Origin of the sequence: Streptococcus sp. VTCC 12905, from assembly GCF_049893385.1 — a bacterium.
Taxonomy (GTDB): Bacteria; Bacillota; Bacilli; order Lactobacillales; family Streptococcaceae; genus Streptococcus; species Streptococcus suis_AA.
Window position 1 is genome coordinate 1 of record NZ_JBMVJC010000021.1, and the last position, 26,158, is coordinate 26,158.

Here is a 26,158-nt window from a genome sequence, read left to right on the forward strand (position 1 = left end):
TTGGCACACAGCTTGGGTTCAGCTTCTATCATCGCCCATACTATTCATCAGAAGTTCAATCTTAAGGTGCCCAATTACCGCCAGGAAGAGGACTGGCATAAGCTTGGTCTGCCAATCAGTCGGAAGGAAATAGCCAACTGGCACATCAAGTCTAGTCAGTATTATTTCGAACCGATTTATGACCTGTTGCGCGAGAAATTACTGAAACAGCCTATTCTCCATGCGGATGAGACCTCCTACAAGGTCTTAGAAAATGATAGCCAGTTAACCTTCTACTGGACTTTCTTATCTGGGAAACATGAGGAAAATGGAATTACGCTCTATCATCACGACAAACGACGGAGCGGCTTAGTTGTGGAGAAATTTCTTGGGGACTATGCGGGCTAAGTACATTGTGACATGTTACGGCAGTAACTTAGGACTTTAGTCCTTTAGTTCTACCTATGCGATAGCAGTCCAAGGTTTAGGAGCGACGCGACACTAAGCTCGGTTAACTGCGAACCGCTTGAGTGCTTATCGTCAATTAGACAAGGCTCAGCTGGTTGGTTGTTGGGCTCATGTTAGACGAAAGTTCTTTGAGGCGACTCCTAAGAAGACAGACAAGACCTCCTTAGGTAGCCTATTGCGAGTAGGACAGAACTTGGCAAATCAAAAGAAGTTCGTCGTCCCACCCCCGCACAGTTGATTAGGTCAGATTTGGAGTGGAACACGAACAAATCTGCCAATCAACCACTACGCTGAGATGTTGACACTTCCTATGATAAGTGGGGATACCATTTTTGGAGAATGACTGGGCTTACTTGTCTACTGAGGAACGGCTACATAAACGGCAGACAGAGGAGTTAGCCCCTTTGATGGACGAATTCTTTAACTGGTGTGGCAATCAGGCCGTTTTGCCAGGCTCCAAATTGGACACTGCAATAGAGTATAGCCTCAACTACGAAACCACTTTCCGAACCGTTCTCTCGGATGGTAACTTAGTCCTGTCTAACAATATGGCTGAGAGAGCAATGAAGACCTTGGTTATGGGGTGTAGTGAAACAGTCCAGTGGACTGTTTCAGCCTGAGCCTAGAAATAAAAAAGCGAAGGTGGCTGTTTTCTCAGAGCTTTGAGGGAGCCAAGTCGACAGCTGTCATTCTGAGTCTTTTGGAAACTGCTAAACGATACGGTCTTGATGCAGAATAATATATGATCTATCTTCTAGAACACTTACCTAACGAGGAGACGCTCGCAAAAAAAGAGGTGCTAGAGGCCTATTTGCCATAGGACAAAAACATTAAGAGAGCTTGTAAATAGGCGCTTACTTTTTTAATAAAAACCATATGCAATCTCTCATCCCTTCCAGCAATTATTCAAAAAAAACAACCAGCTCCCATCTGAGGGAGTGACTGGTTGTGAGTTCTGACTTTTGGTGTTTCTTATCGCCATTTTAATCTATGGTTTTCATCCATTATCTTTCAGTTTATCCCATAGTTGAAGGCAATTGGTTTTTAGGGACTTTTGGACATCAATAATCCGTTGGTTGGATGAACCACGAAACTGCAGCATAAGATTGCGTTTGGTTCGATCATACCGGCCATCTACTAGGATATCCAAATACGAGAGCAACTCCAGCTTGTCTGGAGTTTCCAGCATCAATTCTTCCCATGTGTAGCCTGTCCAAGACCAAATATCCTTTTCGGGTAATTCTTTCCGAATACGCTTGACCAAGGGTAAGACCGTCCCGGTATTGAGAAAAGGTTCTCCTCCAAGAAGGGTCAATCCCTGTACGTAGGGCTGAGATAAGTCATCTATAATGCGGTCTTCGAGTTCTTGGGTGTAGGGAATGCCAGCCTTAAAAGACCAGGTTGCAACATTGTAGCAGCCTTCGCAATGGAACATGCATCCGCTGACGTATAGGGAACAGCGAACGCCTTCACCATCCACAAAGTTAAAAGCCTTATAGTCGATAATGCGTCCTTGACTGAGTTCCTCACTTTTCCATTCTTGTGGTTTGGGATTGTTCATATCTGATACCTTGAGCAAGTGTAAAGGAAATCCATCCTCTGTAGGATAAACGAATGTCTGATGGTATTCCTCATACGGTTGCTTCGGTCAGCTCGAGTCATGGTGCCCGAACCGACTTTTATTCCTTTCCAATTTTGCTTTCGTGGCTTTTCTTTCTTACTTCCCATCAATCCAATAGCGTTCTGTCTCTTCGCGGATATCCTCTAAGACGCCTCCGCAGGCTAGAATCGTTCTGCGACTGGCTTCGTTTTCTTGTGAGCAGGTCACTAGAATTCGGGAAATGTTTTTGGAAATAGCTTCCTGAAGGCCTTGATGTAGTTGCTTCTTGGCAAATCCTTTCCCCCGTTGGCTAGGGCGGATAGAATAACCAATATGGCCTCCCTTGTTGAGCAGGAAGTCATTGAGTCGCAGGCGTAGATTGAGAAAACCGACAGCTTGGCCCCTTTCATCAAATGAAACATACTGGATATAAGGGACAAAGCCCTCTGGCAAGGCCAGGCCAGCCTCAGCTAGTTGTAATTTCTCTAACCAATTTTCATACTCTTCACCCATCTGGTAGAAGCCACCATCCATGGCACTTTCTGCCTGCTTAAACTCAGCAATCATTTCTAAAATCGTGGTTTTATCCGACAGTGTCGGACGTCTCAAGGTTAATTTCGGTTGGGATATTGACATGTAATTCTCCTATCTGGTGCTCAGCGTGTGCGATTTGATGGCAAATCCAGTGGCTCAACAAACTGGATGTAGGATTGACTGGATTTTGCTTGGTAACTAAGGCATCTAAAAATGCATCCACCATGCTTTCAAACCCTCGTTTATACAAGGTGCTATCCCAAGATCCAAAACTTTCTAGTATTTTCTGACTGGCCGTATATATGCGCAATTCTTCTAAGTTTTTTACCTGATAAGTGGCCTGAGGCGTCTGTACCTCCATGATCTCTCTACGGCTACCTGCTTGAAGATTCATTGAGGCAAGGACTGAAGTTTGCTTACTTTGTAAGGTAACCAAAACCTGACTAAGCTGCCCATTTTCAAGATGATAACTATACGTAGCCGAAAGTGGCTGGTCATCCAGCAAATAAAGGGCTGTATCCAAGGGATGAATAAAAAGGTCAAATAGTTTGAACGTTCGACTTCCCACGTCATTGACTTCATTCTTCTCTACAACAATTCTTCGCTTATCGGGCTTGCTTTTTAGATTTTGAATAGTGGGTGCGAAGCGACGGTTAAAACCTGCCATCAGCAAAACACCCTTGGATTGGGCTAATTGATAAAGGGTTGCGGTGTGGTAAACATCCTCTGTCAATGGTTTGTCCATATAGACTGGGATTCCTTTTTCCAAGAACAGCTCTGCTATTTCCATATGGGCCTTTGTGGCAACATGGATCATGACCCCATCTAGGTCAGTCTTGATCAAGTCTTGGATAGATGCATGAGTTTGGCTGTGAGGCAAACTAGTCGCTATCTTTGTGAGAACTGATTGGTTGCGGGTAAATAGATGCCACTCAATTCCCGATAGCGTTCGCAAATATGGCAGATAGGCTTTTTGAAAAATACCACCCAGGCCAGCAATTCCAATCTTTTTCATGAAAATTTCCTCTTAATTTCCAAATTTTTCTTCTAAGAAATTGCTTAGAATATCCACATCTAGTCCTAAGTCACGAATGATGGTAGCTTTGTGAAATTCATCGTAGTTGTCCTTACCCGACCAAACAAAAGAGTTGGTCACTATCAGATAGTTCTTGGCTGGCTCAACTGCTCTGCCATTGATACTGAAGCGATTTCCTCGACGTTGAATTCCATGTACTTGCGGATGAAGGCCTGTCGTGAGACTAGAAATCAAGTCCTCCCCCCGTATGCTGACTAGCAGCACGCGCTTCGAAAAGGGCAAGACCTTGACGACATCACTATAGTAAACAGGGCCTGCACTTAGGGATGTTCGGATACCAAAACCATTGATAACTGCACCGTCTGGCTGATAGCCGAAAGAAACCGCCTGTTCAAATAGGGCTTGCGTAATGAGGGCGGCTAAAGTTGATCGACCGTTACGGATACTGTCCCTTTCTCCATCTAAGGGAGCTGGGAGCTGAGCAATGGGGTGTGCAAAGCGTGCATTGCGTTCTGCTTGCATCTGATCAATCATTCTTCGAATCTCTTCGTCTTCGGTTTTTCGTTTATCAATCTCCACCAAATCATAGGACAAGACCTTGTGACTACCATCCGCATAGCATCTAAGCAGTAGATTGCCAAGAAAACGCCCATACTGACCAGCTTGAAAAATACTGACATTTCCAACCTGACTCGGTGCTGATAAAATCGTATGGGTATGACCCCCGAAAATAAGATTCAACTGAGGAAATTCCCGCGCCAGTCGGAGGTCTTCTTCATAACCCAAGTGGCTAAGCAAAACAATGTGTGCATCTTCCTCTATCTCCGTTAATACTCGTTTCAAGGCCTGTTTGTGGTCTTCAAAGACCACTTTTTCCGATGGAGAGGCGACTTCTTCTGTCTCTAGGGTCGTTAAACCAAGAACGTAGAGAGGCTGACCAGCTATATCGAAGACCAACTTATCTTCAATTGGAACCAATTCCTCAGCCTCATGGGGATTCCGATAGGTAATATTGGTTGAAACAATGGGGAATTTAGCATAGTCATTCAAACGACTAAGCAACTCATCTCCGTGGTCAAATTCATGGTTGCCCAAGGTCATAGCCTGACAACCAATTCTATTCATTAATTCGATTTCCTTCACACCTCGGTACATATTGAAGAAAATATTTCCAGAGAAGAGGTCGCCGCTGTCAAAAACAAAGGTTGGAATCCCTCTTTTCTCATTGCTCGCTCGAATGTCCGTAATTAGTTGCGCCTTCTTTGGAAAATTCTCCATATAGGAATGCATGTCATTGGTATGAAGTATGCTGATGTCTTTAAAATCCATGACTATTTTTTCTTATTTCTAGCTTGCTTTAACAATTCTTGTACGCGAGACTTCTTGTCCTGCTTCACGTTAGAATTTTTCTCATGATAGCGCTCAATAAGTGCCTTGCCCTTATCGTCCAGTTGATATTTTCCCATTCTTTTCACCTCATTTTCATTTTCGAACCTGTGTTCATTTATAACAAACTTCCACAGCTACCTGGAACTGTGGAAGTCCTATCTTGTTTATTTATGATTTACAAACTTGACCCGTTCATGTGTTTCACACGCGCTGAAATTTCCTTGTGACGGCCTTTTACCATCGGACGTGCCTGCGGATTGCCTAGATATCCACAAGTTCGTTTAACAACATCCACCGACTTAGGATCGCTATTCCCGCAATTTGGACACTTGAAACCACGCTCTGTTGGCTCAAAATCACCTTCAAAATCGCAGGCGTAACAATGGTCAATCGGAGTATTGGTTCCCAAGTAACCAACACGGTCATAGGCATAGTCCCAAACAGCTTCCAAAGCCTTTGGATTTTGTTGCAGTACAGGGTATTCACAGTAATGGATAAATCCACCACTAGCACCTACAGCAGGATAAATTTTCTCAAAATCCAGTTTTTCAAACGGTGTTGGATTTTTGCGTACATCATAGTGGAAACTATTAGTGTAATACTCTTTATCCGTAATGTCCTTAACGATGCCAAATTTCTCTGTATCCATACGGCAGAAGCGGTCTGTCAGGCTTTCAGATGGTGTCGAATAAACTGAGAAATGATAACCATATTCATCCGCCCAATCTTCAACCAAGGCTTTCATTTTCTTGATAATATCCACCGTGAAATCTTTTGCCTCTGGGTTGGTCTCCCATTCGCCACCGTAAAATACTGTTGCGACTTCATACAAACCAATGTACCCCAAAGATACGGTTGCTCGACGATTTTTAAAGACTTCATCTACTGCATCTGTCTTAGCCAAGCGTTTGCCGAATGCCCCATATTGATAGAGAATTGGAGCATTGGCCGGGGTTGCCTCTTTCACTCGTTCCACACGATAGACCAGAGCATCCTTGGCAATTGCCATGCGTTCTGCAAAGATTTCCCAGAACTTATCCTTATCTCCTGCAGACTCCATGGCAATTCGTGGCAAGTTGACGGTTACGACACCGAGGTTCATACGACCAGATGTCACATCCTGCCCATTTTCATCCTTCCAACCTTGAAGGAAAGAGCGGCAGCCCATTGGCACCTTGAAGGAACCTGTCAACTCAACAATCTTGTCATAAGAAAGCATATCTGGATACATACGCTTGGTCGCACATTCAATCGCCAATTGCTTGATGTCATAGTTTGGAGAATCTGGCTCCAAGTTCAATCCACGCTTAACGGTGAAAATCAACTTAGGAAAGATAGCTGTCCGCCCTTCGCGCCCCAGACCCTTGATACGAATGTTCAAAATCGCTTTTTGAATTTCTCTCTCAAACCATGATGTCCCTAACCCAAAACCGAGTGAGGTGAAGGGTGTTTGTCCATTGGAAGTAAAAAGGGTGTTGATTTCATACTCCAAGGACTGCATAGCGTCATAGATGTCTTTTTTCGTTTTAGCACGCGCATATTCTTCTTGCTTGTCTGGCAACACCCAATCCTTGGCGTCTTTCAAATGCTTTTGATAGTTTAGCTCTGCGTATGGTGCCAAAACTTCATCGATACGGTCAGCTGAGCAACCACCATATTGACTAGAAGCCACATTGGCAATGATTTGTGAAATCTGAGCCGTAGCTGTTTGGATAGACTTCGGACTTTCTACATCCGCATTTCCTATCTTGAAGCCTTGTGCCAACATACCTTTGAAATCAATCAAACAACAGTTAGTCATAGGTGTATAAGGGCTGTAATCTAAGTCGTGGTAGTGGATGTCGCCTTTTTGATGGGCGTTGGCCACGTGAGCTGGCAATAATTTGAGACCGATTGATTTGCCAACAATCCCTGCTGTCAGGTCACGTTGGGTATTGAACACATCCGCGTCTTTATTAGCGTTTTCATTAACAACGGTTTGATCCTTGCTCAATAATTTATGGATCTCAAAATTGATATCGGTAGCCTGATGACGGCGAAAATCACGACGTGTTCGGTATTGAATATAAAGCTCCGCCAAATCATACAAATGAGCTTTTAACAATTCTTGCTCAACAACCGTTTGAATTTCGTAAATTTGAACATCTTTCTCATATCGGCGACCAATTTCAGCCAAAACAGCTTCTAATACCATTTTCAAACCTGCTTCTGAAACAGGATGTTCTAATTCTTGGTTTGCCCGCAGAAGAGCCGAAAAAATCTTATCCTGTTCAAAGGATACTTTCCGTCCATCACGCTTTAATACCAACAATTCTATGCTTGGCAAGACATTTTCTTGTACTCTCATCTGACAAACCTCCAAATATTTGACTCCTTATAGTGTAGCACTTCACAAAACAAAATTCAATATCTAGTATATAAAAAGTTGATTTTCTTTTTTTTACACAAGATATAGTTCGTTTTCTGAAAGCAACTGAAAACAAGAGCCTACTCAGACTCTTGTTTTTTATTCCATAGAAAATAGAGATTGATGGCGCAGGCGATTAAAATCACAGCTGGCCAAATCAACTGAAACACCGAAAGTCTACTGACATTAACAGCAATATAGAGGACATTCCAGACTACCCCAAGACTGTAAAGAATTGTCAAAAAAATTTTCATAACACACCCCAATTAAAAGATAGTGTTTATTATACTATAAATCACTGTTAATGTCCTTGATATACCGGTCCATTTTTCGATAATTTAGGAAAAATAGCAAAGCGTAGACCAAGACAAAGATCGGCCAGAAGAAGAGCAAAGAGCCAAGATTGAGTGGAAGCCAGCCAGCTAAAACGCCCAGTGGTGTGAGGCCTACACACATTCTTATTTAAAGGCTGTAATTTTCTCAGCCTCGATGCGAACAGAGTCGAAGCCCGGTTCTTTGGCCTTGCCAATGGAGACCATCAGTGCGGGAATATAACGGTCTGGATTCAAATCAAAGGTCGCCGCCATCTCCTCAGGGTCAAAACCTGACATTGGATTCGTTTCATAGCCGTGAGAACGAGCCACCAACATCAATTGCATAGCGGCCAGACTAGCATCCATTTTAACGACTTCTCTCATCGTAGCTGGTGATAAAGCATTATACATGCTCTTGATGATAGGCACCTGATAATCTCGTACATCTTGAGGCATCTTACCTTCGGCAACAGCACGATCATAGATTGCCTCTGTATACTCCTGTGGGTAAATATCTGCAAAGATTAAAATAATAGCTGAAGCCGTATCTACTTGTTTGGTGTTAAAGCGTACCAAGGGGCGCAATTTAGCCTTAGCAACCTCGCTTTCCACTACCACAAAACGCCATGGTTGTAAATTCACAGCAGAGGGCGCTGAAATGGCCTTGTTTAGCATTTCGAGCATTTCCTCATGGTCAATTGTGACTGTTTCGTCATATACTTTGACCGACTTACGGCCAAACATAATCTCATTAAAATCATTCGTTTTCAAACTATTTTCCCTCCATTTTTCCTGATGTTTCTAAAGCAATAGTAGCATTCCAATTGTCATGACCAGAGACGATAAACCTACTATCGCATTGATACATTATTCTTTTCCTTTATTTGCTAACATAGCTACAACCGTTTGACCAAGTAAACCGGCAGATTGAGGATTTTGGCCTGTCACGATGCGATTGTCCTGACGAACAACTGGTGTAAAAGCTGTTCCAATTTCAACCTTAGCTCCTTTTTCAAGAAGGGCAGTCTCCGTTAAAAATGGTACCAAGTCGGTAGTGCCATTCAGTTCTTCTTCTTGATTGGTAAAACCAGTTACAACTTTCCCTTCAATCAAAGCATGACCGGTCTCATCTTTAATAGGTAAAAGTCCTGCAACGCCATGACAAACTGCTGTCACAAGACCCCCGTTTTGGTAAATCTGGCTCGCCAGCTCTGCTATTTCCACTGACTCTGGAAAATCCCACATCACGCCATGACCACCTGTATAATAAATCAAGTCATAGTCGGTCGCTGTAACCTGGTCTGGTCGAAGCGTTTGACCTAGAGCACGATTACGAAAGTCTGCGTCATTATAGTAAGTACGGTCCACAGCATCTATCATGGTTAGGCTATGTGGGTCAAGTGGAACATAGCCACCCTTTGGACTAACAAAATCCGCCTCATAACCAGCTTTGACCAACTTATCATAAAAATGAGTCAGCTCGCTAAGCCACAGGCCTGTCAGGCGTTCATTCTCTCCATACTGTTCAATATTTGTTAAGATAATCAATGCTTTCTTCATTTGTTTCTCCTAGATAATTCAATCGCACACGATTGTTTTTGGACATGTGTATAGTCTATGCTTATTCATTTGATTTGTCAAGACAAAAGAATTTTGATAAGATACTTTTATCGCAAACGATTAGAAAGGAAGGGAAGAAAAATGTCCGATTATCATGATTCAAAACAACTCTGCCATTCCTTCTACCATGTTAACAAGCTCTTTAATCAATTTTACATGAAAAATCTCAAGGAATTTGATTTGACCTATACTCAGTACCTCGTACTCGTTGTCCTTTGGGAAACATCTCCTCTATCACTCAAGGTGCTGGGTGAAAAATTGGATCTTGCCAGTAATACTTTAACGCCTCTTCTCAAACGATTAGAAGAAAAGGGCTATATTCGACGCATGATTCCCAAGGAAGATAAACGCCAACTTCTGATTTATCTTACCGAAGGCGGTCAAAAACTACAAGAAACCCTTGAAGACAAGCTACTTTCCTGTTTTCGTCAACTAGATGGCTTGACCATAGAAAAAAAACAAGCCTATATCCAGTCTAATCAAGAACTCATCGACAGTTTACAGAACTATTTGAACTAATCATCCATCCACTCCTGCTTTTCTACACAAAAGCAGGAGTTTTTTCCACCCAAAAAAGCCAGAACAGCTGGCCTGACTTTCTTTGTCTTATAGTTTCTTCTTGAATTCTGCCACCCTCATCATGACTTCCATTGGAGTCATATTGTAGATGTCTAGTTTTGCCAGTTCATCGAGGACTGGATGAGAAAGCGTGTCTGCGAAGAGGTCGATTTGACCAGACGGTTCTTCCCCTACTGACGCAGCTGGGTTAGCTGGTGCAGTAGGGGCTTGGTTTTCAAGCGTCTGCAAAATCCTGTCTGCCCGCTCCAATAACTCCTCTGGCATTCCCGCAATCTTAGCGACGTGAATCCCGTAGGACTTGTCAGCTGGGCCTTGTGCAATCTTGTGGAGGAAGGTGACTTGGCCGTCCTTCTCCAAGGTCGATACATGGACATTCTCTAGGTGTTCCAAGGTCTGGCTAAGGTCCGTCAACTCATGGTAGTGGGTAGCAAAGAGAGTCTTGGCTCCAATCTTGTCGTGGATGTACTCGATGATAGACTGGGCCAGGGCCATACCGTCATAGGTGGCCGTTCCCCGCCCCAACTCATCAAAGAGGATGAGCGAACGATCTGTCGCCAAACGCACGGCCTTGTTGGCCTCCATCATTTCCACCATGAAGGTCGACTGCCCGCTGACCAAGTCGTCTGCCGCCCCAATACGGGTAAAAATAGCATCGAAAATCGGCAATTCAGCCTGATCCGCAGGCACATAGGAACCCATCTGCGCCATGATGACAATAACTGCCAACTGTCGCATATAAGTAGACTTACCACTCATGTTTGGACCAGTAATCAGTTGCATATGTGTATCAACATTCAAGTGAATAGAGTTGGGAATGTAGGTCTGCTTGCCCATGACCTTCTCCACCACCGCATGCCGACCATTTTCAATGGTCAGTTCTCTTTGATCTGTAAAGCGTGGACAAACCAAATGTTGCTGCTCCGCCACAACTGCAAAAGCCTGCAAAACATCGATGGTTGCAATGGTCCGAGCCAACTTCTGCAAGCGACCGATATACTTCTCAACCTCTTGGCGAATCCGCAGAAAAATCTCGTACTCTAAATTAGCAGACTTATCACGCGCCTCCAACATCTGCCCTTCAATCTTAGCCAACTCTTTCGTTCCATAGCGCTCCGAGTTTTTCAAGGTCGCCTTACGGAAAAAATGGTCCGGCACATTGCCCAGATTGGAATTGGTCACATGGAAATAGTAGCCGTCTTTTTTGTTGTAATCAATCTTGAGATTGTTGATACCAGACGCTTCACGCTCCTTGGCCTCAAGCTCCGCAATCCAACCCGCTCCCTCACGCATGACCAGGCGGTACTGATCCAGCGTTTCGTCAAATCCCGTACGGATGATGTTTCCATCTGTGATGGTTCCTTGAGTTTCTGGGTCAATAGCAGAGCTGATGAGAGCATGCAGTTCTGGAATTGGGTCCAATCCAGCTACCAGATTGCCTAGAGCAGACTCATTGATTTGTTGTAAGATATTCTTGATTGCTGGGATATTTCCCAAAGTCTGGGACAGCTGCAAGAGATCCTTGGGCATGGTTTTTCCAAAAGACACCCGGCTGGCCAAACGTTCGATGTCATAGACACCTTTTAAAGCCTCGACCAAATCACTCCGTTCAAAGAAGTAATCCAGAAAAACCTGAACGACAGCCTGACGATTCTCAATCCGCTTAAGGTCAATCAAGGGACGATCAATCCATGTCCGCAATAGTCGCATACCCATGGCTGTTTTAGTTTCGTCTAGCAACCAGTACAAACTACCATGCTTCTTGCCTGTCCGACCGTTTTCAAGCAGGTCCAGACTAGACTTGGTTGCATAGTCCATTTGCAGATAGTCCTTGATTTCATAATGGACCACCTTTTGCAAGTGGCTCAGATCTCGCATCTGAGTCCGATGTAGGTAGCTGAGGAGTTTTCCCGCCGCAGCCTTTTCCAAGTCTGTCAAGGAGTTATCAATCAATTGGACATCCTCTGTCACCCCATCCTCAAAAGATAAGAGTAAATTCATCTGATTAGAGAAAACTTGCTCTTCTTCCTCTGACAGAGCATAACCGATGACCAATTCACGTGCCCGTAAATTGCGGATTTCACCGCAAAGACTTGTAAAATCATCCAAACTTGTCACAAAAAACTGACCTGTCGACACATCCATATAAGAAAGTGCAAACTGCACTCCCTGACGGTCAATCGCAACCAAATAGTTACTGTCAGCTCCCATTTTCGAGGAATCCGTCACCGTTCCAGGTGTGATGACCTGCACTACTTCCCGCTTGACAACCCCAACTGCTTGCTTGGGATCCTCCATCTGCTCAGCAATAGCAACCTTATGCCCTAATTCAACAAGTGTGTCGATATACTGTTGTGCCGCGTGATACGGTACCCCCGCCATAGGAATCGGATTCTCCGCATTCTTATTACGACTGGTCAAGGACAATTCCAAAATCTGTGCCGCTTCTACCGCATCTTCATAAAATAGCTCATAAAAGTCTCCCATACGGAAAAGCAAAAAAGCATCTGGATATTGTGCTTTTATATCCAGATACTGTTGCATTCCTGGAGAAATTTTTTCTGTTGCCATTAACATTCTCTCATTCTAACTATTTATAAGAAACTTTTTATTTCTTCCTCAACGTGCTGAGCAGAAATATCATCTTTACAGATGACCAACAAGGTATCCGCTCCAGCCACGGTACCCAAAATGGTCTCTGGTTTCTCCTCATCTATAATATTAGCCATCAAAGCTGCTTCACCGAGCTCAGAATGTAAAACTAAAATAAAACTTGCTCGGTCCACACTACGCGTATACTGGGCTAATAATTGGCAAAAATGACCTTGACTGTCATCCTCTCCTAGTGCATAAAAGGACTCTCCAGATTCATGAACTTTGATAACCCCCAATTCCCTCAAATCACGTGACAGGGTTGTCTGGGTTACGGTTATTCCTTGGTCTTCTAGCCATAATTGAATATCAATTTGTCGACCAACTTTCCCCTGTCGAATCATTGACTTAATCAATTCGTGCCTTTCTACTTTATTCATACTTGTACCTCATAATGTATATTTATAGAAATATTATAACATTTTTCCAAACTATTGACCTAGAATTATGATAAAATAGAATCAATAACTCTTGGAGGAATTTTTATGAATCATAAACAAACGGTAGCAGATACACTGTCTGCTGTCCTTCCTCAATTGGACATTGAGACGATTTATTCATTACTAGAAAAACCAAAATCATCAGAAATGGGAGACATCGCTTTTCCTGCCTTCTCACTTGCAAAAGTGGAGCGAAAAGCGCCACAGGCTATTGCAACGGATATCGTGGAAAAGCTTGATACAACTCGCTTTGAGAAAGTTGTTGCAACTGGTCCTTATGTCAACTTCTTCTTGGATAAGGATGCTATCTCCCACCAAGTCTTGACAGATGTGATTGCCGAGAAAGACCAGTATGGTCAGCTCAATATCGGTCAAGGTCGCAATGTTACCATCGATATGTCAAGTCCAAACATTGCTAAACCATTCTCAGTTGGTCACTTACGTTCAACGGTTATCGGTGATGCTCTTGCCAATATTCATGGAAAACTAGGCTTCAACCCAATCCGTATCAACCACTTGGGTGACTGGGGAAAACAATTTGGTATGCTGATAGTTGCCTACAAACTGTGGGGGGACAAGACTGCTGTAGAAGCAGATCCAATTTCAGAACTCCTCAAACTCTATGTGCGCATCAATGCAGAAGCTGAAGAAAAACCTGAGTTAGATGAAGAAGCACGCCAGTGGTTCAAAAAATTGGAAGATGGCGACCAAGAAGCCTTGGAATTGTGGCAATGGTTCCGTGATGAAAGTTTGGTCGAATTTAACCGTATCTATGAAAAACTAGACGTCCACTTCGACAGCTTCAATGGTGAAGCTTTCTATAACGATAAGATGGACGAGGGTATCCAAATCTTAGAAGAAAAAGGTCTTCTTCAAGAATCTAAAGGTGCTCTAATTGTTGACCTTGAAAGTTACAACCTTCCACCTGCTCTTATCAGAAAAACAGACGGTGCAACCCTCTACATTACGCGCGATATAGCAACTGCAATGTACCGCAAGCGCACCTATGACTTTGTGAAAAGCATCTATGTCGTTGGTCAAGAGCAAATCAACCATTTCAAACAGTTGAAAGCTGTTCTAAAGGAAATGGGATTTGACTGGAGCGACGATATGACCCATGTCACCTTCGGTCTTGTTACCAAGGACAAGAAAAAGCTCTCTACTCGTAAAGGAAACATCATCCTGCTCGAACCAACACTTGACGAAGCGATTTTACGCGCCCTTTCACAAATTGAAGCCAAAAATCCTAATCTCGAGAACAAGGAAGAGGTGGCTCATGCAGTCGGTGTCGGTGCTGTTAAGTTCTTCGATCTAAAAACCGACCGTGACAACGGCTACGACTTCGATTTAGAGGCTATGGTTTCCTTTGAAGGTGAGACAGGTCCTTATGTACAATACGCTTACGCCCGTATCCAGTCTATCTTGCGCAAAGCAAACTTTGTTCCAAGCACAGAAAACAACTACAAACTAGCTGACGCAGAAAGCTGGGAAATTATCAAACTTATCCAAAACTTCTCAACTGTTGTAGAACGTGCTGGTGATAAATTTGACCCATCTCTCATTGCTAAATATGCTATTAATCTAGCCCAAGCCTTCAATAAGTATTACGCACATACTCGTATCTTGGATGAAAGCCCAGAGCGTGATAGCCGTCTAGCACTGGCCTATGCAACAGGTGTAGTTCTTAAAGAAGCGCTTCGCCTCCTCGGTGTAAAAGCTCCAGAAAAAATGTAATCAAAGCCTTCGGCCACCAGCCGAGGCTTTTTTCTACCCCTCCGATACCAGCTTCTGGCCGAATTCTTGGTTGGAGTTTAACTTGATTTCTATAAGTAAATGCTTTCGGCGTTACGAATAAATAGATATAGTCGTTTAGTTTGCTTTTGGTACAAGGAAACGAACTGCAGACTGTACTGAAGTACGGCAAAGCGAGTTCAAACAATCCAGTGGAGTGTTTGAAGTTGGAAATAAGGAAACGGAGTTTCCTCTTGCGTCGAAGTAATCAAAGATAAACTAAATGACTACAAGAGGGATCATTAGTACCTCAACATCTATTAGAAGGAGGATTCATGAACAATCTTTTTAAAAAGAAAGGAACCATTTATCAACTTGCGATAACGGCTTGTATCATCTATTTCCTTATACATTCGTCGTTTTTTGCTTCCGCCACTACTCTTGGGGATAATTATCCCTATACTGCCATCAATGCCGTAGACCCTTGGAGACTCTATACCAGACAGTGCACTTCTTTCTCTGCCTTTCGACTCAGTACGGTCAACGGATTTACACTACCACCTGCCTATGGTGACGCCAATGTCTGGGGTCATCGCGCTAGACAAGAGGGATATCAGGTGGATATGATACCTGCTGTAGGAGCTATCGCTTGGTGGGAATCGCCCATGCATGTTGCTTGGGTGTCGGCAGTATATGGAGACACTGTAGAAATTGAAGAGTATAACTACGGTTATCAGTACAAATACAATCGGAGAACCATTAATAGACACTCCGTCAGTGGCTACATCCACTTTAAGGATTTATCTTCTTCTGCCTTGCCAAAACTTCCATCCACTGGAGTCTATACATTTTCCAGTCGTCTTCCTATAAAATCTCAAGCTACCCAGGCTAGTACGACCGTTGGATACTATGAGAACGGTGAGAAGGTATATTATGATAAGGTTATAGAAGATGAAGGGCAATTTTGGATTAGTTATATCAGCTATTCAGGGGTTCAGCGCTATATCCCAGTTTATTCCTTGAGCCAATCCCACCAAACAAGTTCCTTGCCCCAACTCCCATCATCGGGAACCTATAGAGTAAAAATACGCTCCAGCATTCGAAATGCTCCGAAATTGTCCAGTCCTGAAATCACCTACTACGATGTCGGCGCCACGGTGCACTACGACAAGCTTATAACTGCTGATGGTCGGCTGTGGATTAGCTATATTAGTTATTCAGGCATACGACGCTACATAGCTATTTCTTAACTCAAAAGCGCAATCTTTCGACTGCGCTTTTTTGAATTATATATCTGTTGAATTAACGGCTGTGCTTGGTTTTTCTTTTGGTTTACGCAAATGGAAGAAAATTGTTATCCCAAAATAGATAGCAAACAGCACTACTTGAAAAATATATCCAAGCATAGCTTGAGATTCTACCCCTTGACGCATGACTGCATCGGTATAAACCTGTGCCACCCCTTTCGAACCAATAAATGCATAGGTTGAAAACACCAGAGTTCCAAAAAGATAGCCCAAGTAAGTATAAGAAGCTTGTTCATTTCGTTTCAGAAACAGTAACACAATCGTTGCAATCACAGCGAACAGAAGAACAACTACTAACCCCTTATTGATGATATTGGTTTGGAAAAGAAATGACTCTTTCAAGTAATCAAAAATTGTCTCATCTAGTCCTGTGACGTTCAAATTTTGAAACATTTGTCGTGCCGATTCTTCATCATATTTTGCAAAAAAAGCTGAGTATCCTCTTAACAAACTTTGGATAACTGATAGAGTAACAAGAATATATAAATGAATTGGTTTTTTCATATGAACCTCCTTATATTATTTTACCATTATATCTTTGTTTTGTCAATCATATATTTCATTTCACTACAAATATAATTTTGTTATACTAAATTCAAAGGAGGAAAAATCATGAAGAAATTACCCACCTATATCGGAGTGATTATTTTTGTAGTTACGCTACTGATTAACTGGTTATTGCCAAGTCTTGCTAAAGTGCTGAATACATTTTTCATTTGGACTATCGTAGCCTGCCTACTCTAAACCACCTACTACTGGATTCGTTACTGGCTCTATGTCCGTAAACAGAGATAACAGAGACTCCTCTAAGTCAGTTACTTAGAGGAGTTCATTTTATTCTGATTTTTCATTAACCAAATGCACATTAACACGACGATAGGTTTCTGTAAGGTCTAGCAATTCCGCTTCAATCTCTGGTGTCAGTTGATCCGCCGTCATTCTCCATGTCCAATTGCCACCAAGTGTATTTGGCAAGTTCATGCGTGCAGAACCGTCTAAGCCAAGTAGGTCTTGCATGGTTACAACAGCCATGAAGGCTGGGGATCCAAAGAGAAGGCGGAAGAGGGCGTGATGGACCGTTTCACCATCACGTCGATTGCTATACTTATCTAAGAATGCACGTGAAGCAGGAGTCGTTTCATTTTCATACCAGCCAAGAATCGTATCATTATCATGCGTACCTATATATGCCACCACATTATTCGAATGATTATGTGGCATTTCAGTGCTGTCGCCCTCAGGGTCAAAGGCAAACTGCAAAACTTTCATACCAGGAAAACCTGTCGTATCACGCAATTGGATGACCTTGTCCGTCACAGAGCCCAAATCCTCAGCAATAATATTTAAATCACCAAGTTCACGTTTGATCGTATCAAATAATTCAAAACCTGGTGCTTCGACACGGTACCCGTTTACAGCAGTTTTTTCACCTGCTGGAATTTCCCAGAAAGAGGCAAAGCCGATAAAGTGGTCGATACGTACCATATCGTATAACTTGAAGGATTCTCGTAAACGTGCAACCCACCAAGTGAAGCCATCTTGTTTCATCGCTTCCCAGTCATAAATTGGATTACCCCATAACTGACCGATTTCCGAAAAGGCATCCGGTGGACATCCAGCAACAACACTAGGCTTGCCCTCGTCATCTATCTTAAAGAAATGAGGGTTGGCCCACATATCAGCAGAATCAGCCGCGATATAAATAGGCATATCCCCAACAATCTCAATACCTTTGGCATTGGCGTAAGCCTTTAAAGCCTTCCATTGTGAAAAGAATAAATATTGTGTTATGCGGTGATAATCAATTCGATCTGCCAACAAGTGACGGTAGTGTTCCAAAGTGTCGTGATGACGCAAACGAGCTCCTTGGTCTTCCCAATCAGTCCAGGGTTTGAGATCGAAGTGCTCTTTAATGGCCATATATTCAGCAAATGTATGGATCCAAAAATCATTCTCCGTCAAGAAAATTCCGTACTCAGCTGGCAATCCTTGCGCTTTGATATTCGCAACTACTTTTTCTAATAATGGCCGACGAGCTTGAAAAATTGCTGCGTAATCTACTTCTACAGGATTCTGACCAAAATCAATATCTTGTAAATTTTCTGATTGTAGCCAACCTTTTTCGACTAATATATCGAAATCAATAAAATGCGTATTACCAGCAAATGCCGAAAATGACTGATATGGAGAATCTCCATAACTAGTCGTTCCCAACGGTAAAATTTGCCAATAGCGTTGCTTTGTGCGAACTAAAAAATCAACAAAATCATAAGCTGCTTGCCCCATTGAACCAATTCCATATTTTCCCGGTAATGATGAGATGTGCATGAGCACACCACTTTGACGTTGTTTCATTTATATCCCCTATTCTCCCACTATAACAGATAGTGCAAACGTTTTCTCGTTATATTATATACTTAAGGTCTAAACAAATCAAGCAATATTCATTTAATTCTTTAAAAGTTGGAGAAATATTTCACTTTCTTCTATTATATATGTTGATAAACTAGTTGCCCAAAATTGCACTAAAAAAATTTTTTTAAAATTTTTTATAAAAACGCTTGCAAACGTGTGTGCATTGGTGTATAATATAGGCACATTAGGAAAACGTTTGCACCTAGCAGGCGTATCATCACTATTTTTATTCTTGGAGGAAAAATATGAAACACACACTTCTCAAGAGCGTTGCTCTTCTAGCTGCATCAACTGCTGTTTTGGCTGCTTGCTCAAACTCAGATTCATCAACATCTTCATCTAGCGCTGCTAGCGAAAGCAAAGAGTTGACAATCTACATTGACAAAGGTTATGAAACTTACATCAATGATGTCAAAGCTGCTTTTGAAAAAGAAAACGATGTAACTGTTAAAGTTAAAACTGGTGATGCATTGACTGGTTTGGATAACTTGTCATTGGATAACCAATCAGGTTCAGCTCCAGACGTTATGATGGCACCATACGACCGCGTAGGTAGCCTTGGTTCTGAAGGTCAATTATCAGAATTGACACTTGCTGACAGCAGCAAAACTGATGATACAACAACTGCTCTTGTAACAAACGACGGTAAAGTTTACGGTTCACCTGCAGTTATCGAAACACTTGTTCTTTACTACAACAAAGATCTAGTTTCAGCTGCACCTAAAACATTTGCTGAATTAGAAGAATTAGCTAAAGATAGCAAATATGCTTTTGAAGGTGAAACTGGTAAAACAACTGCCTTCCTTGCTGACTGGACAAACTTCTACTACACTTACGGTCTTTTAGCAGGTTACGGTGGTTACGTATTCGGTGATAACGGTACTAACCCAGAAGACATCGGTCTTGCAAACGATGGTGCTGTTAAAGCGATTGAATATGCTAAAACTTGGTATGAAAAATGGCCTCAAGGTCTTCAAGATAGCACAGCTGCTAACAACTTGATCAATACTCAATTCACTGAAGGTAAAGCTGCAGCAATCATCGAAGGTCCTTGGAAAGCAGCTTCATATAAAGAAGCTGGTGTGAACTACGGTGTAGCTACTATCCCAACTCTTCCAAATGGCGAAAACTACGCAACATTTGGTGGTGGTAAAGCTTGGGTTGTCCCTACAGGTTCTAAAAACCCAGAGTTGGCTCAAAAATTTGTTGACTACTTGACTTCTACAGATCAACAAAAATCACTTTACGATGCTACAAATGAAATTCCTGCTAACACTGAAGCTCGTGAATACGCAGTAAGCAAAAACGATGAGTTGACAACTGCTGTTATCAACCAATTCGCTTCAGCTCAACCAATGCCAAACATCTCTGAAATGGGTTCAGTTTGGACACCAGCTGGTAACATGCTCTTCGAAGTAGCAAGTGGTGCTAAAGACGCTAAAACTGCTGCAACAGATGCTGTAAAAGCTATTAAAGATGAGATTGCTCAAAAATACAGCAACTAGTCAAGTTTAAAGTTGGACTGGGAATTCTTCCCAGTCTACTTTATTACTTAAATTTACTCAAGGGTGTTAGTAATAAAAATTAGGATAATATACTAACTCCTATTCTCAAAGGAGACTATGACTATGAAACAAAATCCAGGCAAGGCCCTCCTTTTGTCCCTGATTCCAGGTCTTGGGCAAATCTATAATAAACAAAAAGCAAAGGGATATATTTTTCTAGGGGTGTCGGTTGCTTTTCTAATCTACTTTATTACAATTGCTGCTGGTGAACTCGGAAATCTCGTCACTTTAGGTAGTCAACGTGGCCAAGATAACTCTCTTTTCATGTTGATTCGTGGTTCTTTCCATTTGATTATAACAGTTGTTTATTTGGCGTTTTATGCACTGAACCTAAAAGATGCTCACAGTACTGCTAAGCGATGGAATGCTGGTCATCCAGTTACTACTTCTTTGCAAGATATGATTAAAGGAGTCTATGAAAATGGCTTCCCTTACTTGTTGATTATTCCATCTTATATTGCGATGACTTTTGCTATCATCTTCCCTGTTGTAGTAACACTGTTTATCGCTTTTACAAACTATGACTTTAAGCATTTACCTCCTGGTGCATTGTTAGACTGGGTTGGGTTTACTCAATTTACAAATATTTGGAAATTGAGTACTTTCCGTACAGCGTTTGGTTCTGTACTTGGATGGACCATGATCTGGGCTCTTTGCGCTTCAACTGCCCAAATTGTTATCGGTATCTTGACAGCTGTCATTGCAAACCAACCATTTATCAAAGGAAAACGTATTTTTGGTGTTATCTTCTTGCTTCCATGGGCGGTTCCAGCCTTCGTAACTATCTTGTCATTCAGTAACATGTTTAACGATAGTGTGGGTGCCATTAATACACAAGTATTACCTTTCTTGAGTAAATTCTTACCATTTATTGATAATTTCTTAATCCCTTGGAAAACTGATCCATTTTGGACTAAAGTCGCCTTGATTATGATGCAGGCATGGCTCGGTTTCCCATATATCTACGTATTGACACTTGGTATTCTACAATCAATTCCAAATGACTTGTACGAAGCTGCTTATATGGATGGTGCTAATGCTATTCAAAAATTCACCAACATTACTTTCCCAATGATCTTGGCTGTCGCAGCACCAACTCTAATCAGTCAATATACATTCAACTTCAACAACTTCTCTATCATTTACCTCTTCAATAATGGTGGTCCTGGTAGTGTCGGTGGTGGCGCAGGGTCAACAGATATCCTGATTTCTTGGATTTATAAACTGACAACTGGTACATCCCCTCAATACTCAATGGCCGCTGCCGTTACCTTGATTATCTCATTGATTGTTATTAGTATCTCAATGGTTGCATTCAAGAAACTAAACGCATTTGAAATGGAGGATGTTTAAGATGAAACTATCTGTAAAATTTAGACGCAGACTCAATCATATTTTAACTTATCTCTATTTGATTGCACTGTCTATTATTATTATCTATCCGCTTTTGATTACAGTTATGTCTGCCTTCAAATCTGGTAACTTGGTTGCCTTCAAATTGGATGGTTCTACTAATTTTACGTTTGATAACTTCCTAGGTTTGTTTAATGAAACGCTGTATGGAACTTGGTACTTGAATACACTGATTATTGCTACCGTTACAATGATTGTTCAAACAAGTATCGTTGTCCTTGCAGGTTATGCATATAGCCGTTACAACTTTATGGCTCGTAAACAAAGTTTGGTGTTCTTCTTGATTATTCAAATGGTACCGACGATGGCTGCCTTGACCGCCTTCTTCGTTATGGCCCTCATGCTAAATGCATTAAACAAGAGCTGGTTCCTCATCTTCCTTTATATTGGCGGTGGTATTCCAATGAATGCTTGGCTCATGAAAGGATATTTTGATACAGTTCCAATTTCATTAGACGAATCTGCTAAGCTAGATGGTGCTGGTCACTTCAGACGTTTATGGCAAATCGTTTTGCCTTTAGTTCGTCCAATGATTGCGATACAAGCACTTTGGGCTTTCATGGGACCTTTCGGGGACTATATTTTATCAAAATTCTTGCTTCGTGAAAAAGAATTCTATACCGTTGCCGTTGGTCTACAAACCTTCATCAGCGATCCTAAGAATCTTAAGATATCATACTTTGCGGCAGGTGCGATTCTGATTGCCCTACCTATCAGTATTCTATTCTTCTTCCTACAAAAGAACTTTGTATCTGGTCTTACAAGTGGTGGCGACAAGGGTTAATCTTGTCCCACCCTTTTCCCTTTTTATGGGTGGGCTATGATATCTATGAAAGGACTAATTTATGCTACCATATCCATTTTCATATTTTTCCAGCATTACCACACCTAGAAAAATGTTTGCCAATCGGAAACTAATGAACCTTTGGCAACGTCTATTTACAACAATCTTTTTAGTTGCTCTCCTTGTGATTCCCCCAACCTTACAAACCTTTTCATTGGAGACTTATCCACTTGATAATTTTGTTGAGGGAATTTACCAACCCTTATCTGATGATGTAGTAACCGACCTTCACGCCAATAGTCAATTAACTGGAGGAAAATTCGTTTACACTGGTACCAAACAATGGGAGCAAGTTACTTTCGGAGACACTGTTAGCAATAGTACAGACTTCTCATTCCAATTCAAAGAGAGTAACCTGATCATTCGAAAAGGTCAAGATGTATTAGCAGAAATCACTTATGGTGGCATGTCTACAGATGACTTTGCTAACAAAGAGCAGCTTCGCGCTGCGATCTCAAAAAACTGGTATCAAGCCAATAAAGCAGTTGTTGGGCTCGGTGTGACATTGGTATCTTCATTTATTCTGGCATTCAACCTACTATTTATCCTATTAGGTGCCAGTTTCTTCCTTTACTTAACAAAAAAATCACGCCTTTTCCATTTTAGAAGCTTCGCTGAATGTTACAATTTTTCTCTAAATTGTTTAGGTTTTCCGACGATTATTGCCTGCCTAATTGGTTTGTTTGGCCAGCCAATTACTACTATTTTGACTCTACAAAATATCCTTTTTGTACTATGCTTATTATGGGTATTTTTCAAAACAAAATTCAGAGATGAGAACTAGGAGATTATTATGCGTGCAACAATCAAAGACGTCGCAAAATTAGCAGGGGTGTCTCCCTCTACTGTGACGCGTGTTATTCAAAATAGCTCTGCTATTAGCCAAAAAACAAAAGACCTCGTCCGCAAAGCGATGACTGAGCTCAACTATCATCCAAACTTAAATGCACGTAGTTTAGTAAGTAGCTACACCCAGGTAATTGGTCTAATTTTACCTGATGATTCAGATGTTTTCTATCAAAACCCCTTTTTCCCAACTGTATTGCGGGGGATTTCTCAAGTAGCTGCTGATCACAACTACGCCATCCAGATTTCTACTGGGAAGAATGAGGCGCAACGTTTAGAAGCTATTTCGCAGATGGTCTACGGGCAACGTGTTGATGGATTAATTTTCTTGTATTCTAAACCTGATGATCCTTTAGTGCAACTTGCCATCCAGCATAATTTCCCCTTCTTAATTTTGGGTAAAGCTGACTCTCCTTTTATCTCTCTCGTCGATAATGATAATATTCAGGCTGGTTTTGAGGCAACAAACTACTTTATCAATAAAGGTTACAAGAATATCGCGTTTGTTGCTGGTAACAAGGAGCTGGTCGTATCACAGGACCGGTACTTAGGTTACAAAAATGCATTGAAATCACACAATATTCCACTGGATGAAAACAAAGTAAGATTCGTGTCTGGTTTCTTGCTTGAAGATAGTTCTTATAAAATCTCAAAAAAATTTCTCAAACAAGACTTGGAAGCAATCGTCACAACCGATACTTCCGTGGCTGAAGGGGTTGTTAAATACCTCAACGAGGAAAATATTAAGTTGCAAATCATTTCCTTTGACTCTGTCAAACCAAAACTAGATATTGATGCCTACGTAGATGTCCACGCGATTAAGTTGGGACGTGTTGCTTTCAATACGCTGCATCAAATCATCAGTGACAACAAACAAGGTAAGCAAGTTTGCTACCGTCGTGTCATTCCACATAAAATTATTGAACTTTAACATAGAAAGGAGCCTTTTGGCTCATGGCTTTACGACAATTCCAAGCATTTCTTGATGATGAAGCTACCATTCGCTTGGTCATGGAGAAACGATTTGACTCTGAACATATGAGTTTCTCACTTGAATCAAATGATGCTACATCTCAACTCTTTATACACTCTTGTTTAGAAGTAGATAATCAAATCATCTACTATTTAACTAGCTTGCACGCTTTAACATTGGATAAAGACTATACCGTCTATGATCAAGACCGCAATAAAATTGAATTGGGTTACGGTCATATTGTCCGCTCTGCTATTTTTGAACAAAATTACACCTATAACGGAAACGATTTGGGTGCAAACTATCATTTAGAAGCGACTACATTCAGGCTGTGGGCTCCTATTTCTAAACAGGTATTTCTCGTTCTTGAGGGTAATCCGTATGCGATGACTAGGGGATCAAAAGGTGTTTGGGAAGTCACAGTAGAGGGAGATTTGGAAACTAAAAGTTACCACTATCTCCATAAGGTAAATGGAGAATGGATCTCCGTTCATGATCCATATGCCCTTTCTTCTCAGGCAAATTCCGGCAATAGCTACGTGATTAATCCTGATAAACTTCATCGCATTCGACGTGCAAATACTCAGCTTCCAATTTCTCAAGCAGTTATCTACGAAATGAGCGTCCGTGACTTCTCATGGCAAAAAGAGGCTGGTTTTAACCATCGCAGTCAATACATCGGCCTAACAGAATCTCCTTTCATGGATGGAATGAAGCTGGGAATGGACTATGTCAAGGATTTAGGTGTTACCCATATCCAATTAATGCCTGTCTTTGATTTTGGTAGTGTAGATGAAAACAAACCACAAGCTGTTTACAACTGGGGCTACGACCCTATGCAATACAATCTGCCTGAAGGTTCCTATTCTAGTCAACCGAACGATCCTTATGCTCGCATTTTAGAATTACAGGAAGCTATCCAAGCCTATCATGATGCAGACATTTCCGTTATCATGGATGTTGTATACAACCACGTCTATAACGCGGAAAAGTATGCCTTCGAACTCATCGTTCCTGGTTATTTCTATCGTTATGATGAGCATGGTATGCGTACAGACGGAACATTCTGTGGCAATGATGTTGCCAGCGAACGAAGCATGGTCCGAAACTACATCAAACAGTCAGTTCGTCAGTGGCTAGAAATCTATGGCTTTGATGGTTTCCGTTTCGATTTAATGGATATTTTAGATAGTGAAACAATCAACCAGATTCAAGCTGAATTAGTTGCTCTGCATCCGAATGTCTATCTCTATGGTGAAGGTTGGAAGATGGCTACTGGTCTAGAATATGACAAACTTGCTCACCAATACAATGCGGCACAATTACCAAATATCAGTTTCTTCAATGACGACTATCGTGATACTTTCAAGAAGCTCTTACTTAATCCGAACCGTTTGATTGAGAAACAATTACATGAAAAGGTTCAGCATCTTTTAACAGGTAGCCGTCTCACTCATTTCTTAACACCGCAACAATCTCTCAACTATATTGAATGCCACGATAATGCTACTGCATTTGACTATTTCCATATTGAAAATCCAAACTGGACACCTCACCAACAAAAACGTGCTGCTAGCTTTGGACTTCAACTGATTTTGATTTCTCAGGGTATGGCCTTTATTCATAGCGGACAAGAATTTTTCCGTACAAAAGATGAGATTGAAAATACATACAATGTCTCTGATACAATTAACCGCTTAGATTGGACAAGAGCTATTCATTACAAGGAACATATTGAATTCATTCAGGAATTAATTGCTTTCCGTAAAAACAATCCAATTCTTAGCCAAGACAATTACGAAAGTATTCAACAAACATGTGATTTCTACTGGTTAACTGAGTTTGTCCTCCGATACCAGGTCATTAGCGAAGAAAAAACTATTCAGTTTATCATTAATTTTGCGGATAGTGACTTTACTTTTGAACGTGATCAAGACAAGACTGTTCTCTACAACTATTCTCCAGTTGAAGAACATGATCAACAAAAAATCACCATCGCAGGACAAAGTATTTGTATTTTGGAAGATAAATAGGGCTTTAGACTGATGA

Annotated in this window: 25 protein-coding genes and 2 pseudogenes; 13 read left to right on the forward strand and 14 right to left on the reverse strand. The window is 41.6% G+C overall.

Annotated features, from left to right (window positions below; translation table 11 throughout):
* The 3 genes and pseudogenes from ACPC58_RS07825 to ACPC58_RS07835 form a co-directional block, all read left to right on the forward strand.
* Positions 1-384: pseudogene (locus tag ACPC58_RS07825) on the forward strand (IS66 family transposase); the annotation flags it as partial.
* Positions 385-508: 124 nt separating this feature from the next.
* Positions 509-616 (forward strand): annotated as a pseudogene (locus tag ACPC58_RS07830) (IS66 family transposase); the annotation flags it as partial.
* Between the two features lie 148 nt (positions 617-764).
* Positions 765-1,067, forward strand: coding sequence for an IS66 family transposase (locus ACPC58_RS07835; RefSeq protein ID WP_434065704.1), 303 nt, complete (start codon positions 765-767; stop codon positions 1,065-1,067).
* Between the two features lie 377 nt (positions 1,068-1,444).
* Here the strand turns inward: ACPC58_RS07835 and nrdG are convergent, their stop codons facing one another.
* The 10 genes from nrdG to ACPC58_RS07885 all read right to left on the reverse strand — a co-directional run bounded on the left by nrdG (position 1,445) and on the right by ACPC58_RS07885 (position 9,287).
* Positions 1,445-2,008 (reverse strand): anaerobic ribonucleoside-triphosphate reductase activating protein, encoded by a 564-nt coding sequence (gene nrdG, locus ACPC58_RS07840; protein WP_024396339.1) that lies wholly within the window; start codon positions 2,006-2,008, stop codon positions 1,445-1,447.
* 156 nt (positions 2,009-2,164) lie between these two features.
* A complete protein-coding gene (locus tag ACPC58_RS07845) occupies positions 2,165-2,683 on the reverse strand; it encodes a GNAT family N-acetyltransferase (RefSeq protein WP_434065705.1) in 519 nt (172 codons plus the stop codon).
* Positions 2,631-3,596, reverse strand: a complete 966-nt coding sequence (locus ACPC58_RS07850; RefSeq protein ID WP_434065706.1) for a Gfo/Idh/MocA family protein — start codon at positions 3,594-3,596, stop codon at positions 2,631-2,633. The genes ACPC58_RS07845 and ACPC58_RS07850 overlap by 53 nt, the downstream gene beginning before the upstream one ends.
* Positions 3,597-3,608: 12 nt before the next feature.
* Positions 3,609-4,946 carry a bifunctional metallophosphatase/5'-nucleotidase gene (locus ACPC58_RS07855; RefSeq protein WP_434065707.1) on the reverse strand — a complete coding sequence of 446 codons (1,338 nt, stop codon included), beginning with the start codon at positions 4,944-4,946 and terminating at the stop codon, positions 3,609-3,611.
* Between the two features lie 2 nt (positions 4,947-4,948).
* Positions 4,949-5,083 (reverse strand): hypothetical protein, encoded by a 135-nt coding sequence (locus ACPC58_RS07860; RefSeq protein WP_274504380.1) that lies wholly within the window; start codon positions 5,081-5,083, stop codon positions 4,949-4,951.
* A gap of 98 nt (positions 5,084-5,181) precedes the next feature.
* Complete coding sequence (nrdD, locus tag ACPC58_RS07865) at positions 5,182-7,353, reverse strand: anaerobic ribonucleoside-triphosphate reductase (RefSeq protein ID WP_434065708.1); 2,172 nt, start codon at positions 7,351-7,353, stop codon at positions 5,182-5,184.
* Positions 7,354-7,493: 140 nt separating this feature from the next.
* The gene (locus ACPC58_RS07870) at positions 7,494-7,667 is read right to left on the reverse strand and encodes a hypothetical protein (RefSeq protein ID WP_217374382.1); all 174 of its coding nucleotides are present in this window, start codon (positions 7,665-7,667) and stop codon (positions 7,494-7,496) included.
* Between the two features lie 34 nt (positions 7,668-7,701).
* Positions 7,702-7,869: a DUF3021 family protein gene (locus tag ACPC58_RS07875; RefSeq protein ID WP_217374383.1), complete on the reverse strand. Its 168-nt coding sequence runs from the start codon at positions 7,867-7,869 to the stop codon at positions 7,702-7,704.
* A gap of 2 nt (positions 7,870-7,871) precedes the next feature.
* Positions 7,872-8,471, reverse strand: coding sequence for a nitroreductase family protein (locus tag ACPC58_RS07880; protein ID WP_217375205.1), 600 nt, complete (start codon positions 8,469-8,471; stop codon positions 7,872-7,874).
* A 123-nt stretch (positions 8,472-8,594) separates the two neighbouring features.
* Positions 8,595-9,287 (reverse strand): type 1 glutamine amidotransferase domain-containing protein, encoded by a 693-nt coding sequence (locus ACPC58_RS07885; RefSeq protein ID WP_418126857.1) that lies wholly within the window; start codon positions 9,285-9,287, stop codon positions 8,595-8,597.
* A 141-nt stretch (positions 9,288-9,428) separates the two neighbouring features.
* Here ACPC58_RS07885 and ACPC58_RS07890 point away from each other — a divergent pair, with 141 nt between their 5' ends.
* The gene (locus tag ACPC58_RS07890) at positions 9,429-9,866 is read left to right on the forward strand and encodes a MarR family winged helix-turn-helix transcriptional regulator (RefSeq protein WP_217374385.1); all 438 of its coding nucleotides are present in this window, start codon (positions 9,429-9,431) and stop codon (positions 9,864-9,866) included.
* 87 nt (positions 9,867-9,953) lie between these two features.
* On the opposite strand, the gene mutS is transcribed toward ACPC58_RS07890, so the two are convergent.
* Together mutS and argR are read right to left on the reverse strand one after the other, a co-directional pair.
* Entirely contained in the window at positions 9,954-12,494 is a 2,541-nt protein-coding gene (gene mutS / locus ACPC58_RS07895; protein WP_434065709.1) for a DNA mismatch repair protein MutS, read from the reverse strand.
* A gap of 23 nt (positions 12,495-12,517) precedes the next feature.
* Positions 12,518-12,955 (reverse strand): arginine repressor, encoded by a 438-nt coding sequence (gene argR / locus ACPC58_RS07900; RefSeq protein WP_217374387.1) that lies wholly within the window; start codon positions 12,953-12,955, stop codon positions 12,518-12,520.
* Positions 12,956-13,060: 105 nt separating this feature from the next.
* Here argR and argS point away from each other — a divergent pair, with 105 nt between their 5' ends.
* Complete coding sequence (argS, locus tag ACPC58_RS07905) at positions 13,061-14,749, forward strand: arginine--tRNA ligase (RefSeq protein ID WP_418126859.1); 1,689 nt, start codon at positions 13,061-13,063, stop codon at positions 14,747-14,749.
* A 332-nt stretch (positions 14,750-15,081) separates the two neighbouring features.
* The gene (locus tag ACPC58_RS07910) at positions 15,082-15,996 is read left to right on the forward strand and encodes an SH3 domain-containing protein (RefSeq protein ID WP_434065710.1); all 915 of its coding nucleotides are present in this window, start codon (positions 15,082-15,084) and stop codon (positions 15,994-15,996) included.
* Positions 15,997-16,032: 36 nt separating this feature from the next.
* On the opposite strand, the gene ACPC58_RS07915 is transcribed toward ACPC58_RS07910, so the two are convergent.
* On the reverse strand, positions 16,033-16,557 hold the full coding sequence (locus tag ACPC58_RS07915) for an ABC transporter permease (protein ID WP_171989255.1): 525 nt from the start codon (positions 16,555-16,557) through the stop codon (positions 16,033-16,035).
* A gap of 108 nt (positions 16,558-16,665) precedes the next feature.
* Between ACPC58_RS07915 and ACPC58_RS07920 the strand changes: the two genes are divergently transcribed.
* Complete coding sequence (locus tag ACPC58_RS07920; RefSeq protein WP_274504385.1) at positions 16,666-16,797, forward strand: hypothetical protein; 132 nt, start codon at positions 16,666-16,668, stop codon at positions 16,795-16,797.
* Between the two features lie 90 nt (positions 16,798-16,887).
* Here ACPC58_RS07920 and malQ read toward each other — a convergent pair whose 3' ends face one another.
* Positions 16,888-18,408: a 4-alpha-glucanotransferase gene (gene malQ / locus ACPC58_RS07925; protein ID WP_434065711.1), complete on the reverse strand. Its 1,521-nt coding sequence runs from the start codon at positions 18,406-18,408 to the stop codon at positions 16,888-16,890.
* 305 nt (positions 18,409-18,713) lie between these two features.
* On the opposite strand from malQ, the gene ACPC58_RS07930 reads away from it, so the two are divergent.
* From ACPC58_RS07930 to pulA, 6 genes are all read left to right on the forward strand, one after another.
* Complete coding sequence (locus tag ACPC58_RS07930) at positions 18,714-19,973, forward strand: extracellular solute-binding protein (RefSeq protein WP_434065712.1); 1,260 nt, start codon at positions 18,714-18,716, stop codon at positions 19,971-19,973.
* A gap of 117 nt (positions 19,974-20,090) precedes the next feature.
* Complete coding sequence (locus ACPC58_RS07935; RefSeq protein ID WP_434065713.1) at positions 20,091-21,386, forward strand: ABC transporter permease subunit; 1,296 nt, start codon at positions 20,091-20,093, stop codon at positions 21,384-21,386.
* A 1-nt stretch (position 21,387) separates the two neighbouring features.
* The gene (locus tag ACPC58_RS07940; RefSeq protein WP_434065714.1) at positions 21,388-22,230 is read left to right on the forward strand and encodes a sugar ABC transporter permease; all 843 of its coding nucleotides are present in this window, start codon (positions 21,388-21,390) and stop codon (positions 22,228-22,230) included.
* Positions 22,231-22,291: 61 nt separating this feature from the next.
* Positions 22,292-23,074, forward strand: a complete 783-nt coding sequence (locus ACPC58_RS07945; RefSeq protein ID WP_434065715.1) for a hypothetical protein — start codon at positions 22,292-22,294, stop codon at positions 23,072-23,074.
* A gap of 9 nt (positions 23,075-23,083) precedes the next feature.
* Positions 23,084-24,067 (forward strand): LacI family DNA-binding transcriptional regulator, encoded by a 984-nt coding sequence (locus ACPC58_RS07950; RefSeq protein WP_434065716.1) that lies wholly within the window; start codon positions 23,084-23,086, stop codon positions 24,065-24,067.
* A 23-nt stretch (positions 24,068-24,090) separates the two neighbouring features.
* A complete protein-coding gene (gene pulA / locus ACPC58_RS07955) occupies positions 24,091-26,142 on the forward strand; it encodes a type I pullulanase (protein ID WP_434065717.1) in 2,052 nt (683 codons plus the stop codon).
* Positions 26,143-26,158 lie beyond the last annotated feature (16 nt).